The following is a 16,421-nucleotide window of genomic DNA, read 5'->3' as shown; positions in this document are numbered from 1 at the left end:
AAGCATCTCAGCCAAAGGCAGACCGCCGGCCATCCTCATTTTCATTATAAACCTCTTATTGCTCCTGAATTCAGCAGGAAAATTATTGCCGAATTCAAAAAGGGGATGCCCCTTTTAAGAGCTTCCCCTGATATTAATTAATAAGGGTATCCAAATCCTGGTCCACAGCAAGGTCGCGGGTAATAATAAGGCGGCGGTGGAGGATACCAATAATATGGACGCGGGTAGAATAAGGCAGTGCCCAATAAACCTCCTGCTAACCCGCCTAAAAAGGGCAGACCAAAGAGTCCAAAAAATCGCTGATCCTGCGGCTGATAAGGGCCTCTATAATGGTACATCCGTTCATACCTCCATTTCCTCTATATATGCTTACACTATTTTATATGCGTGGGGATGGGATTGGCTTGGGCAAATTCACTACATATGGCGGGGGAATGTTGGGCTGAATGAAAACTCCTCCCCTATTATTAAACAAAAAACCTTGAAAGGCTTCTACCCATCAAGGTCTTATTTATAGCTACTATGACTCAAAAGCTGTTTTTTCTGGAAATATGCCACCTTCTCTTACAAGGCAAACTGCCAATCTTTGAGCAGCTCGATCAAAATAAAACTTAGAGGGGATATTTTGATCTGGTAAACTTTCTAACTCTGAAAACTTCCTGGTTATTTTATTCAACTCAATTTTACCCATAATCTCTTCATTAGGTCCGAATTTGTAAACCACAGTTTCATCATCTTCATAATCCTTTAATAATAAAACATACGAAGCCAATTTTACTCCTCCTCTAGTGGATGCCACGGACGCCCTGATTCAACTGTTTTATCATGTGCGGTCCTGTAATCCGTTTTGAATATTCCCTCGAATTTTGACTCAAAAAGTTCATGATTCAATAAATCAATATCATTCTTGTTATAAGTATCTTTTTGAAGCCTATCCCAAGCTTGTGCAATTTGATAATCCGGATCAAAGCGTCCAATCCCATGTTCTTTTATGTGCTCTTTGATAAATAAATGCTCCTTGATTCTTTGTACCCTCTGTTCAGTCATTCCTGTATTTTTAGCTATAGACTGTACATCAGTTTTGGATTTTCTAAAAGATTCGTACATCTCTTCTGCTTTATCAAGTTGCTTTAGATATTCATCAATTGAAAGTTCCCTGCCACCAGTTTGAACATCACCCGTACCCTTACCATCCTTCTTCCCCGGCAAAACCACATGGCCCTTTTCCTCTTTCAATATCCTGACAAGCGCATCAAAGTCAGCCTTATTGATGCTCTTCCGTATGACCTTGGTTCCTTGTTTTCGGACAACAGCCGCCAGCGACAGGTATTCGAGAATTTCAAGCGGGGTTCCATCGGCCATGGAGTCCAGTTCACGCACTCCTCCCACGCGGTCTTCTGGAATGGAGTCGACGAACTCGTAAGCTTTTCCTTTTTCAGCATAGTATTCCCTGACGATCCGGCCGTCATCATACAGGTGGAACTTGCCGCCCTGGTTCTGGCTGCCGATTCCATGCTCATCTATGACTTCAACAGTCAGGATCTCTCGGCCGCTCAAAGAGGTGAATTCCTCTGGGCTGATTTCTTTATCGTTTAGCTTTGCCAAAGCTTTCAAGGCTCTTAACTGATATTGGATTGTCTTTCTTTCATATGTGCTCTGCCAGATAGCCCAAATGGAATATGCACCAGGCGGCAGAATCTGTCCCAGGGCAGTTATGCCTAGTTCTTTATGGAATTCCGGTGTGCGCATGGAATTTCCTGCTTTATGTCTGATACCTTCTAAAAGCTCCCCATAGATTGGGCTGGAGTGAAGCTGCTTAACGGAATAGTCGGAAATACTAAGATTCCCACTCTGAAAGAGGCTGGAAATTTCATCGATGAATGTCTGCATCAGATGAAGATCCTGCTCAATTGGATCAAGAGCCAGCGTTTTCTCGCCGTCAAAGGTAATAAGATCATCAACCGTATTTCGCCGGTGAAGTTCCGCTCTCCTTACATGTGCTGAAAACTCCCCATCCTGCAGATGAGGGAGACTAACAATATCAGAAACTTTCTGCATCACCGCATTTGTCTCTTCTGTTAGGCTTATGGTGATAGATACTGTTTTTACCAGGCCCTGTGCCGCTTCTCCATCCAAAAAGCTCTGACGGATGAATCCATTGCTTGCCGGTTCGAGCATTTGAAGTGAAGAAGCTATTCTTTTTAAAGTATTTTGATAGTCTGCAAGAAAACCTTCAAAAAATAAGAGAAAAGGAGAATGACATTCACGAAAAAAAGCCTGAATAGCGGCTGCTCCCTCTCCCCGAAAGGAGTCCTCAAGCGAAGTGATTCCTTCTACATCACGTGCAATGTTTCTTATCTGCTCTTCTAAGGAGTGCAGACTGGAATGAAGCTCCTTCAATCCGCTATGCAACTCCCTTGCATCTAATACCTTCAGTATAAATCGCCTCCTGCCATTCGACAACTGCAATAGAGGTACTTCAGAGAGCCCTCACTAGCATTTTCCATAATTTATACTTTACACCAAAAATAAGAGTAATTTTATTACGAATAGGATTATTTTTACACTTTTGTATAAAACAGCAATAATTACCCATCGACACGATAATCAAAATGAGAAAATCGTATCATTATTACATTATTTCCCTGTGATATAGTAAAATGGATTCTCTTTTATGGATGAATAATATGAAAATTGCAGTATATAGAGGTGATTATTCATGTCTTTAGGATATTACTACAGTTTATTGGCAAAGAAACAAAATGAGCTGCAGAGACTGCTGGCCTGTGAGGGAGACCTTCAAGGAAAACAGCAGGAGTTTAACCACTATCGGCATACCGTCACAAAGCCGGATCTTTCCCCTTTCACCTGGCAGGGAAAGCTGGCAGATGAATTTGAGGATATCCGGTTTGAACAAATGCTTACGAGTTACACTGACATTGAATCAAATCAGTTTCATGAAGTGTTTTCAGCTATAAGCCGGAAACAGCAGCAGATCCAGCAGGAAATCGATTCTATCAAACAAACGATTGCTTCCCTGGAAGCGCAGCTTGCAGCGGAAAGGTCGAAGAAATAATGAGGAGGTACTGAGAATGGATACCGAGATTAAGCTAAGGAAAAGTGATATAGAACAGGCACTCTCAACACTTCAAACCTCCGCTAACGGGCTCCAGCCATCCCTTCCATCCACTATTGGAGAGAATAATGTCCTTAATTTCATCAATAAATTGAATGCTTTAAATATCCAGCTTCAACAGGTGATAGAGGCGTATAAATCTGTATTGCTGCAAAACGAAGAAACAACCAGACAATCCGTGCAATTCTTAGATGAATCGGATCGGCTGCTTTCCAGGGGGATACATGGCAGTGCAGAAAAAAGAATGCCTTAGCACAGCTGCTGTGATAGTTAAACAAACCTTTTTCATAAAATAAAAGAGGCTTTACACAAGTTTTGGTCAACTTATGAGAAGCCTCTTTTTTCTATCCTCATTGCTGGCAAAATATAAGCATTCCACATTCACCTCGCCAGCGCTAACCCCAGCCGGTAAAAATCAACTCCATGCTACACAAATCACCAGCCATTTTAATTAACAAATCCTTTTCAAAAAAGCGAAAATAAAAGAGATTAATAATTTATAGAGCTGATGTATTTTGTTATTCTAGTAAATATGCATATTGGGCAGCTTAGGAGTGGATTTTAACTGTGAACAAAAAAGACATCGCACAGATTCGGAAACAATTTAAGTTAAATAATGATTTACTAAGGATTTCAGATATTTTTAATGTCTATATTATGAAAGAATCAAGCGAGATTTATCATTATGAGAGCCAGCCTTTTGAAATGGTGGACCAGGATCAGCAGGAGCTGTTTATGGATAACTTCAAAAAGCTGCTTGGCGGCCAATTGGATGAAAAGCTCTTTGAATTAAAGTTTCAGAGGGATGCCGAAAACAGCAGTCAGCTCATCCTGCATCAAGGATTGCTAAGCAGTGATGCTGAAGGCTGGACAGAACAAATGCTTCAGATTGTCGGCAAAATGCTGGGAATCCGGCAATATGAAAAGGATATTGTCGTTACATTCATTCGCGGGGAGTATCTTAAGCCAATGAAACGCCGCAATGCAGAAGCTGAGGAAAGTGAAAGGGATGCTGTTTATTCTCATCCTTTTATTCTTTGCAGCATAAATAACACGCAGGAACCGAAGAAAGAACTGCTTTTTGACTATGTAGAAAAGGAATTTAAATATCATTTTACTGTTGATCCGATTATCAACCTCAAGGCACCCATTTCAGGGTTCCTATTTCCTTGCTTCACCGATCATGCAGCTGATGTCAATCACGTCTTGTATTCAGCAGGCAAGGTTCATGAGCCCGACCACCAGTTCATAGAGGATGTTTTAAACGGGGAAGAAACGATGACGGCGCAGGATGATAAAATCGTTTTTGAGGAAATTATTAAAGACGTAACAGGTGATCAGCTAAGCACATCAACACTTTCCAACGTATATGAAGAGATTAACCGGATGATCGTGGAAAACGAAGAGGATGAACCGCCGAAGCTGGATTCCAAAGACGTAGAACGTGTTTTAAAGGTGAGCGGTCTCGAAGATATTAATTCAGAAAAGGTCCAATCCGCTTATCAAAAAATCATCGACGATGACAAATATGAAATAAAGGCAAACAGCGTCCTTCCTAAATTTAATTCAAAATCAATAAAAATCAGCACGAAAGCAGCCAACATTTCCATCTGCCCGCAAGATCTGAGATATGTAAAACAAGTCCATTTTGACGGCAAGCGTTACCTGATGATCGAAGTGGAAGAAGATACCGTGATTGAAGGCTTCACGATGATTCCCGAAACTTTTGGCGGGGGTCCGGACAAAGAATAAAGAAGCAGGGAAAGTGTTCTGGTTCTCATGCTTCCTTCCGAAAGAAGCGCAGGAACCGTCCGCGCAAATTTTAGTCGAATAACGATAGGTTTGTTTACCTTTCATATAAAAAAAGGAATTCCCAAATAGGAATTCCTTTTTTGTCTGCGTTATAAGCAGTTTAGGGATCAGTGGGACAAGATACCTGTCCCTATGTCCTGGTGGATGATGCTTTAAAACGTTGGGTTCAACACTTTAAATTAGATCATGCCGCCCCTAAGGTTAGAGTGTGTAATATCTTTAACATGGTGTGTGGAAGGTGCGGAATATTAAGGTTTTGCTATATTTTATCTGTAACTTCTTTAACGATATATTACTATTTTTCACTGGATTGCTTTAGCAAAATGTTAACTTTTATAAGTATTATTATTTACTAAGGTAATCGAATTCTAGAGTTTAGCTTTTGTTAGTAAATTTTTCACGAGTTAATTTGGGAATAAATAATGATAAAAAGAAAGACCGAGATAAACTAAATACGACAAACGCGATCCATAATCCATGATTTTGATATTTAGGTACAAACAACCAAAGTGCAATTAAAAAGACAATCAATGCTAATCCAATGGAATCCCGGATAGATTTTGCTTCAGTAGCACCAGAAAAAATTCCTTCTAGCTGCAAACCCCAGAAACCAAAGATGGGAAACACAAGCATCCATACTAGGAAGTCTTCTGACATAGCTTTTACTTCTGTAATTGTCGTAAATGAGGCGATTATACTTTCTCCGAAAATAAGTACGCTTAAACTCAAAAGAATGGCCGATCCTAATCCCCACTGAGCGGAAAGAGTATACGCACAATTATAAAGAGACAAATTTACCCCACCTATAGCTCTACCGACCAATATACTAGAAGCATTAGCAAAACCACCAAAAAAATAAGCTATTATATAGTGAATTTGCAGTAAGATGGCATTGGCTGCTAACGTAACTTCGCCCATACTTGCACCTAAAGAAGTAAAAATTACGGTCATCGTGAGCAAACATACAGTCCTCAGGAATAAATCTCGGTTCATTTTTATCATTTTTAGAATTGGTTCAGTTTCAAGCAACATTGATAACTTTATATGGGCTAGTTTCTCTCTATTGGTCATATAAAGAAGCCATGCCCCTAACGCAACAGCACTAACCTCAGCTATAAGAGTCGCATAAGCAACGCCCTTAACTCCCATTCCTAAACCTAAAACAAAAACAAGGTCTAATATAATGTTTAAGACATTCATCCATATTTGAGTAGCCAATACTAAGCGAACCTTTCCCATTCCAATAAGCCAACCAATAATCACGTAGCTAAGTAGAATAAACGGTGCTCCCCAAATTCGGACAGAAAAATAGGTGGAAGCAAAGAATGATACCGCTTCACTTCCTCTAAATAATGATAAGGCAATGGTTAAAATGGGACTCTGTAAAATGATAAAAAACAAGCCAAACAAGATAGCTAATATCATTGGTCTAAGAAGAGATAGTACCATTTCATTTTGATTATTTGCTCCTTCTGCCTGAGCAGTAAATCCACTTGTACTCACTCGCAGGAATCCAAGCAGCCAATACATCGTATTAAAGATAACAGCCCCAACAGCAACTCCACCTATTGAAGCCGGGTCGGGAATCCTTCCAACCACTGCAGTATCAACAGCCCCTAAAATAGGTGTTGAAATGCCTGATATAATGAGTGGAATGGCCAACACTAAATACTCCCTGTGGCTATAGGATGTAGTGTTATTTAAGACCATTGAATCTGTTGCCAATTTCATAAATCCCTCCTACTTTATGCATAACTTAATCGAATGAAGCTATTTGAATTTGGGCTTTTCACAATGTTCCTGCAACCTGAGCAAATTTTAATCATTCGAAAGGTGAACAATAATTGTATCTGGTTATCTCTTAAAAGAACACCTAAAAATCCTAACCACAACAAGTAGTGAGATGATTAATAACCTAATAGCTTAAAGGATAATATCTTTCATTATGATGTAGAAAAAGACAGGTTTCCCTGTCCTTCCCCATACATCTTACTATCTTCTTCGATCTTAAAGAAGATCTTCATCATCGCGTGGAATACATCTGCTTTCTGCCCCGAGGTTATAGTGACGGAATTTTTCGTTTTGGATGTTTTTGGAGCAGTCATTAGCCTCAAATAATGATTTATTTTATCTGACTTCACGATTGCTTAGATAATCTATTTTTGTTAACCCAGTTTGCCTTCGTTGTAAGTGTACGAAAACGTGGGTGTTCAGCAAGGATGGAGTCTCTTAATCGTTTAACTATAGGGTGATTCGAGGAAAAAAATTGGTCTTTTGAATCGTAAAGCTCAATTAATTCTCCTTTTTCAAGCACACCCAAAGTATCAGAAATTGAAAAGGCGGCTTTAATATCATGTGTAATAAAAAGATAAGATAAGCCGAAGTCATCCTTTAATTCGCTTAATAATTCCAAAATTAAGCTTTGTGTAACCATGTCTAAACTACTAACTGATTCGTCTAGGACGATTAACTTCGGTTTAAGAGCAATTGCTCTAGCAATGTTAATCCTTTGTAATTGTCCACCGCTAAATTGATGCGGATATTTTTTTAAATCCTTTTCGTTTAATCCTACTCTTTGCAATAGCTCAATAACCCTTTTTCTTTGTTCTGCTATGGTTAGTTTTTCATAATTCTCTAATGGCTCGCTGATAATACGCTCAGCTGTCATCCGGGGGTTAACAGCTGAATATGAATCCTGAAATACAACTTGTAGATCGCGACGTATTTTTTGTTGGGTTGCTTTATCCGCATTATAAATGTCATATCCTTGAAACAACACTTGACCTTGCTGTGGACGTTGAATGCCGAGAATTACTTTTCCTAAAGTACTTTTACCTGCTCCGCTCGTTCCAATTAATCCCAAACATGTTCCTTCTTCAATAGCAAAGGAAATATCATTAAGAACTTTTTTTGATAGATTCTTCCCTATAAAAAGCTTCTTAGAATTAAAGCTAAGACTTACTTGTTTAACCTGTAGCAAGCTCAATGGTTTCACCCCTCGGAAGATTCAGTGGGTCTATCATAACATATAGGTGTAGGACTGATAATGAGAATATAAAGTCGGTCTTGTCCTTAGCAACTTCTTCGTGTACTCATGTTGTGGATTATCAAATAATTCTAACACATTTGCTGCTTCCACAATTCTCCCGTGCTGCATAACGATTACATCATCGGCCATTTCTGAAATAACGCCAAGATCATGAGAAATGAGTAGAATAGATGTACCATATTCAGAACGAACTTTATCTAATAGACGGAGTACTAATGATTGGTTATGAAGATCTAGTGCTGTAGTTGGCTCATCCGCAATTATTACGGAAGGGTTTAAGCATGCAGCCATTGCAATCATCACTCGTTGAAGCATACCTCCACTTAATTCAAAAGGATAGCTTTTTAATAATTTATCAGAATCTGGCAAATTTACACTTTGCATTACATCAATCGCAAGCTCCTTTGCTTGCTTTTTCTTTAATGTGGTATGAGATCTAATGGTTTCAACAAATTGATGACCAATCGTAAAAACTGGTGTAAAAGCATTCATTGGATTTTGCATAATAAAAGCAATATCCTTCCCTCGAATTTTCCGCATTTCATTATTTTCTAAACCATTCAATTCCCTGCCTTGTAGTGTAATACTCCCTCTAATATCCGTTTTCTTTTTATCATGCAGCTGTAGGATAGACATACTTGTAACAGTTTTACCACTACCACTTTCCCCAACTAGCCCAAGAATCTTTCCTTTTTTAATTCCAAAATTTATGTCCTGAACAAGTGTGGAAAAACCTTCTTCGGTTTTTACTTGCACATGTAAGTCTTTTACATTTAAAATGTCTCGCTCATTTACATCCATTATTCAACAGTCCTTTTTCATTAGCGGCGTTTAACCCCAAAACGTTCTGATAGTGATTCACCTAATAAATTAAACGTCACAACGACTAGCATGATCATTAAACCCGGATAAATCATTAATGCTGGATTCGTTCTGATATATGACTTCCCTTCATGAATCATGGCCCCCCACTCTGGTGTAGGGGGTTGCACACCTAAGCCTAAAAAGGACATCGATGATAAATTCATAATCGCCCAACCCATTTCTAATGTTCCCATTACCGCTAGTGATGGAAGAACATTAGGAATAATATGTTTCTTTATGATGATCCATGTAGAAGAACCACTAATTTTAGCTGCAGTAATATAGTTCTGTTCTTTCAGACTTAGAACCATTCCTCGAATGACCCTTGCGTAATAAACCCATTGTACGAGAATTAATCCTAAAACAACTTGTTTAAGTCCAGCTCCCCAAATACCAACAAAACCAAGAACAAACAAAAGGCTTGGGATCGCCATAAGCCCATCACCGATTCTCATTAACAATTGATCAACCCAACCACCTTTATACCCAGCAATGATCCCCATAATCAAACCTATACTTAAAGCTGAAATAAAAATTAGCAATGCAAATCCTAACGAAATTCTTGCCCCATATAGGATACGTGAAAACGTACATCGACCTAAATGATCTGTTCCTAATGGGTAATCCAAAGAAGGTTGCTGTAGTTTATGAGTTAAATTGATAGCGATAGGGTCGTTAGGTGCCAGCCACGGAGCAAATATTGTGATCAAAAATAATATGCACAGTATTAGGAAACATGTGACAATCACTTTTTGACTTTTTAATATACCACGAAACATTGCTATCATTGATGCTGCCTTCCTTTTCTGAAAATACGAGGGTCTATACACATTTGGATAAGGTCAACAATTAAGTTGCTTATAAGGAATATTCCCGCTGCTAATAGCACATAGCCTTGGATAACAGGAACATCACGATTAAAAATAGCCTCAATAAAATACCGCCCAAACCCTGGCCACGAAAAGACAGCCTCTACAATAATAGCTCCAGTCATTAAGTTTCCTAAATTCATTCCAAGACCAGTAATCATAGGAGAAATGGCAATTCTTAATACATGCTTTCCTATTATGATTTTTTCACGAATGCCCCTCGTCCGGGCAAAAAGCACATAAGACTCTTGTGAATTTTCAAGAACACTTGTACGTAACAGACGAGTATATAAAGCTATTAAAGGGAAAGCCAATGTGACTGAAGGTAAAATTAAATGTTTCCAAGTTCCCGTACCCTCTACTGGGAAAAGGTCTAGTTTTACAGAAAAGAAAAAAATGAATAAATATCCAAGCCAAAATGATGGGATCGATGCCCCTATAAAAGAGAGGAATCGACTAAAATGATCTATTCCACTATTCTTCTTTATACCTGCTAAAAACCCCAAAGGGACACTCACTAGAATTGCAATCAACAGACTGCCTAATGTTAACTGAATAGTTGCTTGCATTCGCGAAGAAATCTCTTCCCATACAGGTTTATTCGTAACATAAGATATGCCAAAATCAAGTTGGCATATCTTAATAAGAGCGTTCACATATTGAATTATGAGAGGTTGCTCTAAGCCGAACTCATGTCTTTTTTGTTCCAGCATCTCATCTGTTGCTTGAATATGTGCAGCAGAGAAGTATGCCTCAGCTGGATCCACTGGTGAAAGGTTAATCATTCCAAATGTTAGCAGAGTGGCAATAAGAAAGATTGGAATGATGGTGATTATACGTTTCAAGACATAAGTACCCATGAATACCTCTCCTATCGCTTACTCGTTTACACTAATCCCTGTAAATGGATGTTCATCTCGGTTAGCAGGGAATGTAAAATCAGAAATATCCTTTTGATAAACTGCTATTTTCTTAATATACGAAATAGGTACAATGGCACCCTGCTCTTGTAGTGAGCTTAAAATTGCCGTATATAGTTGTTGACGTTCATTTTCATCAATAGTTTGTTGAACTTCAGCTATTTGGTTTAGGATCTCTTCTTTATTAGGATAAGATGAAATAGCTTCCCTAAATCCAAATCCTTCTGTAGCAACTATGTTTACGAAAGTATGTGGATCATATGGAGCACCATAGTTACTAAAGAAGTTCATATCAAACTCATTCGCTTTGAATCTTTCAACTTGAGTGGTAAGCTCAACTCCAACAATATTTAATTTTACTCCCAGTCCTGCCCACTCAGCTTGTAATGTTTCAGCCATTGTTTTTTGAATGGATTCAGCAGAGTTATACATTAACTCAATTTCAAGTGGTTTCCCATCTTTTTCACGTACGCTTTTACCTTCTGGCAATATCCAGCCTGCTTCATCTAATAAATGTTTCGCTTTTTCAACATTATATTCAACTGTGGTCGTATCAACATGTGAAGTGTAAGGTAAGTTTGTTGGTAAGATATAGTCAGCCTTCTCTTCCAAGCCAGATGTCACACCTTCAACCATTGCTTGTTTGTTAAATCCATAATGTAATGCTTGACGAACTCGTACATCTGAAAGCTGTTCTTTATTCGTATTCATAACCAGCTGTCTAGTAGCGACTGGCTCAGAAATGCTAGTTCCGTAGGAACCTGTAGACTCTAATTGCTTAAAAGAATCTATGCTAATAACACCCTCACCATATACAAGGTCTAAATCACCTTTTTCAAAAGCAAGTACGCGTGTTTCAGCATCAGGAATGACTTTGACTTTAATTTTCTCTACACTTGGAAGTTCTCCCCAATAATTTTCGTTACGTTTAAAAATAGCAAACTCATCTACTTTATATTCATCTAACACCCATGGACCCGTACCAACAGGTTGTTCTACACCCTTTGAAGTGTCACCATCTCCAGGGAAACCAGCTTCTCCTAGAAAACGGACTGGACGTACAACTGCTAATTCCTGAATAGTAGGATAATATGGCTCTTTTAATGTTAATTTGAATGTATATTCATCTATGACATCTGTTTGATCAATCTTTGGAATAAATCCTAACCAACCATGCATGTCTGCATTCTTTAGTATTGCATCAAAGTTCTTTTTCACAATGTCAGCATTAAAATTTGTGCCATCAGAAAATTTAACATCCTGGCGTATGTTAAATACATATTCTTTCCCATCTTCAGAAACCTTCCAAGACTCTGCTAAATGTGGCTTGAGCTCGCCTCCATCTTGGTAACTAACTAAAGGTTCATATATCATAGATTGAGCAAATAATTGAGATGGATTGTAGATATGTGGATTCATCTCACCTATATCTCTAGGCCAAGCAAAAGTAATCATATTGCTACTTTCACTAGTAGAATCTGAATTTTCTACTGATTCACTAGAACAACCAAGTAAAGTTATAGAAAAAATGAGAATCATTACAGACATAAGTAAAAATCGTTTATTTTTTTTACGGTTTGACATAAAAACTTGCTCCCCTTTTCAGTTGTAAATGATAACTATTATCAATGATAGAGTCTGCAAATTTTATTGTCAACATAATTTCAAATTTCCCATAAAGTAATCAAAATTTTAATGTTTATTATTTTAGTCATAAATAAAGAGGCTTTCCATAGTTCAGTGAACTAATGAAAAGCCTCTTTACATTTTATATTATGTTAGCATTTTCACTCAAAAATCCTTTTATATCATGGGTTTGAGCAGCTATTACATCATGCCGCCCATTCCACCCATACCGCCCATATCAGGCATTGCAGGGCCAGCATTTTCTTCCGGCTTGTCAGCAACAACTGCTTCAGTTGTTAAGAACATAGCGGCAACAGATCCAGCGTTTTGAAGAGCTGAACGAGTTACTTTAGTTGGGTCAACGATACCAGCTTCGATCATGTTTACCCACTCGCCAGTAGCAGCGTTGAAGCCTGTTCCAACTGCTTCGCGCTTTAAGCGGTCTACAATAACAGAACCTTCTAGGCCTGCATTGTGTGCAATTGTGCGTACAGGCTCTTCCATCGCACGCAATACGATGTTAATTCCTGTAGCTTCATCGCCTTCAGCCTGGATAGCAGCCACTTTGTTGTATACGTTTAGAAGGGCAACACCACCACCGGAAACGATGCCTTCTTCTACAGCAGCACGTGTAGAGTTAAGGGCGTCTTCGATGCGAAGCTTGCGCTCTTTCAATTCAGTTTCAGTAGCAGCACCAACTTTAACCACTGCCACACCGCCAGCTAGCTTAGCCAGACGCTCTTGTAATTTCTCGCGGTCAAATTCAGAAGTCGTTTCTTCCATTTGAGTGCGGATCTGATTCACACGGCCGCCGATTTGCGCGCTGTCTCCAGCACCTTCAACGATCGTAGTGTTTTCTTTTGTAACAACCACTTTAGAAGCGCGTCCTAAAGAGTCGATTGTAGCAGATTTAAGGTCACGGCCTAACTCTTCAGTGATTACTTCACCGCCAGTCAGGATCGCGATATCTTCAAGCATAGCTTTGCGGCGGTCACCGAAGCCAGGAGCTTTTACTGCTACCGCGTTGAAAGTTCCGCGAAGCTTATTCACTACTAGTGTAGCAAGTGCTTCACCTTCAACATCCTCAGCTACAAGCAATAAAGGCTTGCCTTGCTGTACAACTTGCTCAAGTACAGGAAGGATTTCCTGGATGCTTGTGATCTTCTTATCAGTGATTAAGATATAAGGGTTTTCAAGAACCGCTTCCATCTTATCAGAATCTGTAACCATGTATGGAGAAGCGTATCCGCGGTCGAATTGCATACCTTCTACTACATCAAGCTCAGTTGTGAATCCTTTAGATTCTTCGATTGTAATAACACCATCGTTGCCAACGCGCTCCATTGCTTCAGCGATCAGCTGGCCAACTTCATTGTCAGCAGCAGAGATTGCAGCAACCTGAGCAATAGATTCCTTATTTTCGATTGGCTTAGAAATAGCTTTTAATTCTTCAACAGCTGTAACAACCGCTTTTTCGATTCCTTTGCGGATGCCCATTGGGTTAGCGCCTGCAGTTACGTTCTTAAGGCCTTCACGGATCATTGCCTGAGCAAGAACAGTTGCAGTTGTTGTACCGTCACCGGCAACATCGTTTGTTTTGCTTGCTACTTCAGCAACAAGCTTCGCTCCCATATTTTCGAAAGCATCTTCAAGTTCGATTTCTTTCGCAATTGTCACACCATCATTGGTAATAAGCGGAGAACCGAATTTCTTCTCAAGAACCACATTGCGTCCTTTAGGTCCAAGAGTTACTTTTACCGCATTTGCAAGGGAATCCACACCGCGAAGCATCGCGCGGCGAGCTTCTTCACTAAATTTAATCTCTTTAGCCATTGATAAAAACCTCCTCAAAAATTTTAGCTTTATCTTTTAATAATCTTCGTCTGATCGGCAATTAGCCAATTACAGCAAGAATGTCATTTTCGCGTAAAATTAAATATTCTTTGCCTTCGTACTTCACTTCAGTACCAGCATATTTTGAGAAGATGATACGGTCGCCGTCAGCAACTTCAAGGTCAACACGCTCGCCATTTTCAAGAACGCGGCCAGTTCCCACAGCTACAACTTTACCTTCTTGAGGCTTCTCTTTAGCAGTGTCCGGCAGTACGATGCCGCTTGCAGTTTTTTCTTCAGTTTCAACAAGCTCGATAATGATTCGATCACCTAGTGGCTTTAACAAGTGAAACAACCTCCTCAAATAATATGTAAATATTTTTATTTATTAGCACTCTCTCTGTATGAGTGCTAACACAATTATTATATTAATGAATCTCATTTCTATTTGCAAGGGTGAAGCTTAAATTTTTTAGAAAAAATTTCATCCGCCCATACACGCTATTTTTCGACACAGACAACCTCTTAAGTATGCTTCGGAACTCTACACTTTAACCATGGTATTTTCCTGCTTTGATGCTGATATTTGAAACCCGCTCCTTATTAAGAGTACAATGGCTTTAGGACTTGTTTTCCAACACTCAGATTAAGGAGTATAACATTTTGAAGAAGGAATATTGGATTATATTAATAGCTTATATTGCCATGCAGCTGTCCAGTTTGTTTGGCGTTCCGCTTGTGTTATTTATTGCAGATGCCCTTGGACAGAATCCCGAAAACATGCAAATCCTGGCTGTAGCCTACTGGCTTGTCATCAGTTTTACGGTTACACTGATCATTACGCTTCTATTATTAAGAAAAGAGATGAAAAGAGGCCTGGATAGGGATGCTTCTTCCGCAGCAAGCTCAGTGGGCTGGGCAATAGGGGGCATATTTTTGGCCTTGATCGCTCAAGCTACTGCTGCAAGCATTGAAAATATGATTGGCATTGAAATGGGGTCTGAAAATACGCAGCAGATTATCCGGATTATTGAAGCATCGCCAATCGTTATTTTAATCAGTTCAGTCATTGGGCCAATCCTTGAGGAAATCGTCTTTAGAAAAATTATTTTCGGTTCTCTTCATAAGCGCTTCAACTTCTTCCTATCGGCCCTGATCAGCTCAGTCATTTTTGCACTTGCCCATTTTGAGCCTGAACATGTACTGCTGTACTCGGCAATGGGGTTCACCTTTGCCTTCTTATATGTCAAAACGAAGCGGATTATTGTGCCGATTTTCGCCCATGTGGCGATGAACACCTTTGTTGCGGTTGTCCAGCTGAATCAGGAGAATATGCAAAAATGGTTAGAAGAAATGGAAAAAATGCAGAGCTTTATCAGCTTTTTCTAGCATAGCTGTGGAGTTTTAAACTTACTGGGGGATTTTGATGAGAAGCACACCTTTGTTTTCAGGCTTTATTTACATCCTTCTCGGATGCCTTTTCACTTTTATAGCGATACAGAATATCCAGCGTGAAGAAACCTGGGGATTCTTTACTTATTTTCTGATCATAATTGCCACATTCGATTTTGGCACCGGTCTGCGGATGGTTGGCCTGCATTTTAAAATGAAAAATAAAATGAAAAAATGAGCCCGCAAAAGGCTCATTTTTTTTACACTTCTTCAGGATAATTTTTCAGAAAATAAACAAGTGACTGCAATTCCACTGCCAGATCGATATGGTGAATCCGAATCGAGGCTGGCACAGTGAGCCTCGCAGGTGTAAAATTAAGGATTCCTTTTATTTTCGCATTCACCATCCGATCGGTAATAGCCTGGGCAGGCGGTGCCGGCACCGTTAAAATCGCCACCTGAATATTATTTTTTACAATAACTTCTTCAAGGTCATCCATATGATGGACCGGCACATCTCCGATTTTCGTACCAACCTTACTCTCATCAACATCAAAAGCCACTTCTATTTTGGTATTATTATTTTTAAGGAAATTATAGTTAAGAAAAGCTGTTCCTAAATTACCTACCCCGACCAAAGCTACTTTAGTCAGCTCATCCTGGTCAAGAGTCTTTCGAAAGAAGCTCAGCAGGTAATTCACATTATATCCATATCCTTTTTTCCCTAACGCACCAAAGTACGAAAAGTCGCGGCGGATTGTTGCAGAATCCACTTTTACCGCCTCACTCAATTCTGCTGAAGAGACTCTTTGTTTGCCTGATGAGTGAAGGTTTTTTAGAAAGCGGTAATATAAAGGCAGCCGTTTAGCTGTTGCTTGCGGTATCTTAATTGGTTCATTGGCCATTCGTCCATCCCCATT

Annotated in this window: 16 protein-coding genes; 5 read left to right on the top strand and 11 right to left on the bottom strand. The window is 39.3% G+C overall.

Going from position 1 to position 16,421, the window contains the following annotated elements; translation table 11 throughout:
- Positions 1-520: 520 nt before the first annotated feature.
- Together IRB79_RS02870 and IRB79_RS02865 are read right to left on the bottom strand one after the other, a co-directional pair.
- Complete coding sequence (locus tag IRB79_RS02870) at positions 521-772, bottom strand: hypothetical protein (protein WP_243506628.1); 252 nt, start codon at positions 770-772, stop codon at positions 521-523.
- A gap of 2 nt (positions 773-774) precedes the next feature.
- Positions 775-2,400, bottom strand: a complete 1,626-nt coding sequence (locus IRB79_RS02865; protein WP_243506627.1) for an LXG domain-containing protein — start codon at positions 2,398-2,400, stop codon at positions 775-777.
- A 319-nt stretch (positions 2,401-2,719) separates the two neighbouring features.
- Here IRB79_RS02865 and IRB79_RS02860 point away from each other — a divergent pair, with 319 nt between their 5' ends.
- The 3 genes from IRB79_RS02860 (at position 2,720) to IRB79_RS02850 (ending at position 4,888) form a co-directional block, all read left to right on the top strand.
- Complete coding sequence (locus IRB79_RS02860; protein ID WP_243506626.1) at positions 2,720-3,076, top strand: YwqH-like family protein; 357 nt, start codon at positions 2,720-2,722, stop codon at positions 3,074-3,076.
- Between the two features lie 16 nt (positions 3,077-3,092).
- Entirely contained in the window at positions 3,093-3,389 is a 297-nt protein-coding gene (locus IRB79_RS02855) for a YwqI/YxiC family protein (protein WP_243506624.1), read from the top strand.
- 314 nt (positions 3,390-3,703) lie between these two features.
- Entirely contained in the window at positions 3,704-4,888 is a 1,185-nt protein-coding gene (locus IRB79_RS02850; RefSeq protein WP_243506622.1) for a DUF4317 domain-containing protein, read from the top strand.
- Between the two features lie 435 nt (positions 4,889-5,323).
- Here the strand turns inward: IRB79_RS02850 and IRB79_RS02845 are convergent, their stop codons facing one another.
- The 8 genes from IRB79_RS02845 to groES form a co-directional block, all read right to left on the bottom strand.
- A complete protein-coding gene (locus tag IRB79_RS02845; RefSeq protein WP_243506621.1) occupies positions 5,324-6,679 on the bottom strand; it encodes an MATE family efflux transporter in 1,356 nt (451 codons plus the stop codon).
- 406 nt (positions 6,680-7,085) lie between these two features.
- The gene (nikE, locus tag IRB79_RS02840) at positions 7,086-7,934 is read right to left on the bottom strand and encodes a nickel import ATP-binding protein NikE (RefSeq protein ID WP_243506620.1); all 849 of its coding nucleotides are present in this window, start codon (positions 7,932-7,934) and stop codon (positions 7,086-7,088) included.
- 33 nt (positions 7,935-7,967) lie between these two features.
- Positions 7,968-8,798, bottom strand: coding sequence for a nickel import ATP-binding protein NikD (gene nikD / locus IRB79_RS02835; RefSeq protein ID WP_243506619.1), 831 nt, complete (start codon positions 8,796-8,798; stop codon positions 7,968-7,970).
- A 20-nt stretch (positions 8,799-8,818) separates the two neighbouring features.
- Positions 8,819-9,649, bottom strand: a complete 831-nt coding sequence (gene nikC / locus IRB79_RS02830; protein WP_243506618.1) for a nickel ABC transporter permease subunit NikC — start codon at positions 9,647-9,649, stop codon at positions 8,819-8,821.
- Positions 9,646-10,590, bottom strand: coding sequence for a nickel ABC transporter permease subunit NikB (gene nikB, locus IRB79_RS02825; RefSeq protein ID WP_243506617.1), 945 nt, complete (start codon positions 10,588-10,590; stop codon positions 9,646-9,648). Before nikB ends, nikC begins: the two co-directional genes overlap by 4 nt.
- An 18-nt stretch (positions 10,591-10,608) precedes the next feature.
- Positions 10,609-12,234, bottom strand: a complete 1,626-nt coding sequence (gene nikA / locus IRB79_RS02820; RefSeq protein ID WP_243506616.1) for a nickel ABC transporter substrate-binding protein — start codon at positions 12,232-12,234, stop codon at positions 10,609-10,611.
- Positions 12,235-12,477: 243 nt separating this feature from the next.
- Positions 12,478-14,109, bottom strand: a complete 1,632-nt coding sequence (groL, locus tag IRB79_RS02815; protein WP_221882151.1) for a chaperonin GroEL — start codon at positions 14,107-14,109, stop codon at positions 12,478-12,480.
- 61 nt (positions 14,110-14,170) lie between these two features.
- Positions 14,171-14,455 carry a co-chaperone GroES gene (groES, locus tag IRB79_RS02810; protein ID WP_206845932.1) on the bottom strand — a complete coding sequence of 95 codons (285 nt, stop codon included), beginning with the start codon at positions 14,453-14,455 and terminating at the stop codon, positions 14,171-14,173.
- Positions 14,456-14,772: 317 nt separating this feature from the next.
- Here groES and IRB79_RS02805 point away from each other — a divergent pair, with 317 nt between their 5' ends.
- Positions 14,773-15,498, top strand: coding sequence for a CPBP family intramembrane glutamic endopeptidase (locus IRB79_RS02805; RefSeq protein ID WP_243506615.1), 726 nt, complete (start codon positions 14,773-14,775; stop codon positions 15,496-15,498).
- Between the two features lie 37 nt (positions 15,499-15,535).
- Positions 15,536-15,739 carry a YdiK family protein gene (locus tag IRB79_RS02800; RefSeq protein WP_217036337.1) on the top strand — a complete coding sequence of 68 codons (204 nt, stop codon included), beginning with the start codon at positions 15,536-15,538 and terminating at the stop codon, positions 15,737-15,739.
- A 22-nt stretch (positions 15,740-15,761) separates the two neighbouring features.
- Here IRB79_RS02800 and IRB79_RS02795 read toward each other — a convergent pair whose 3' ends face one another.
- Positions 15,762-16,406 (bottom strand): redox-sensing transcriptional repressor Rex, encoded by a 645-nt coding sequence (locus IRB79_RS02795; protein ID WP_243506613.1) that lies wholly within the window; start codon positions 16,404-16,406, stop codon positions 15,762-15,764.
- Positions 16,407-16,421 lie beyond the last annotated feature (15 nt).

This window comes from Cytobacillus oceanisediminis (genome assembly GCF_022811925.1).
GTDB lineage: Bacteria > Bacillota > Bacilli > Bacillales > Cytobacillaceae > Cytobacillus > Cytobacillus oceanisediminis_D.
Note: the sequence above shows the minus strand (reverse complement) of the source record. Positions and strands in the feature narration are given on the sequence as shown.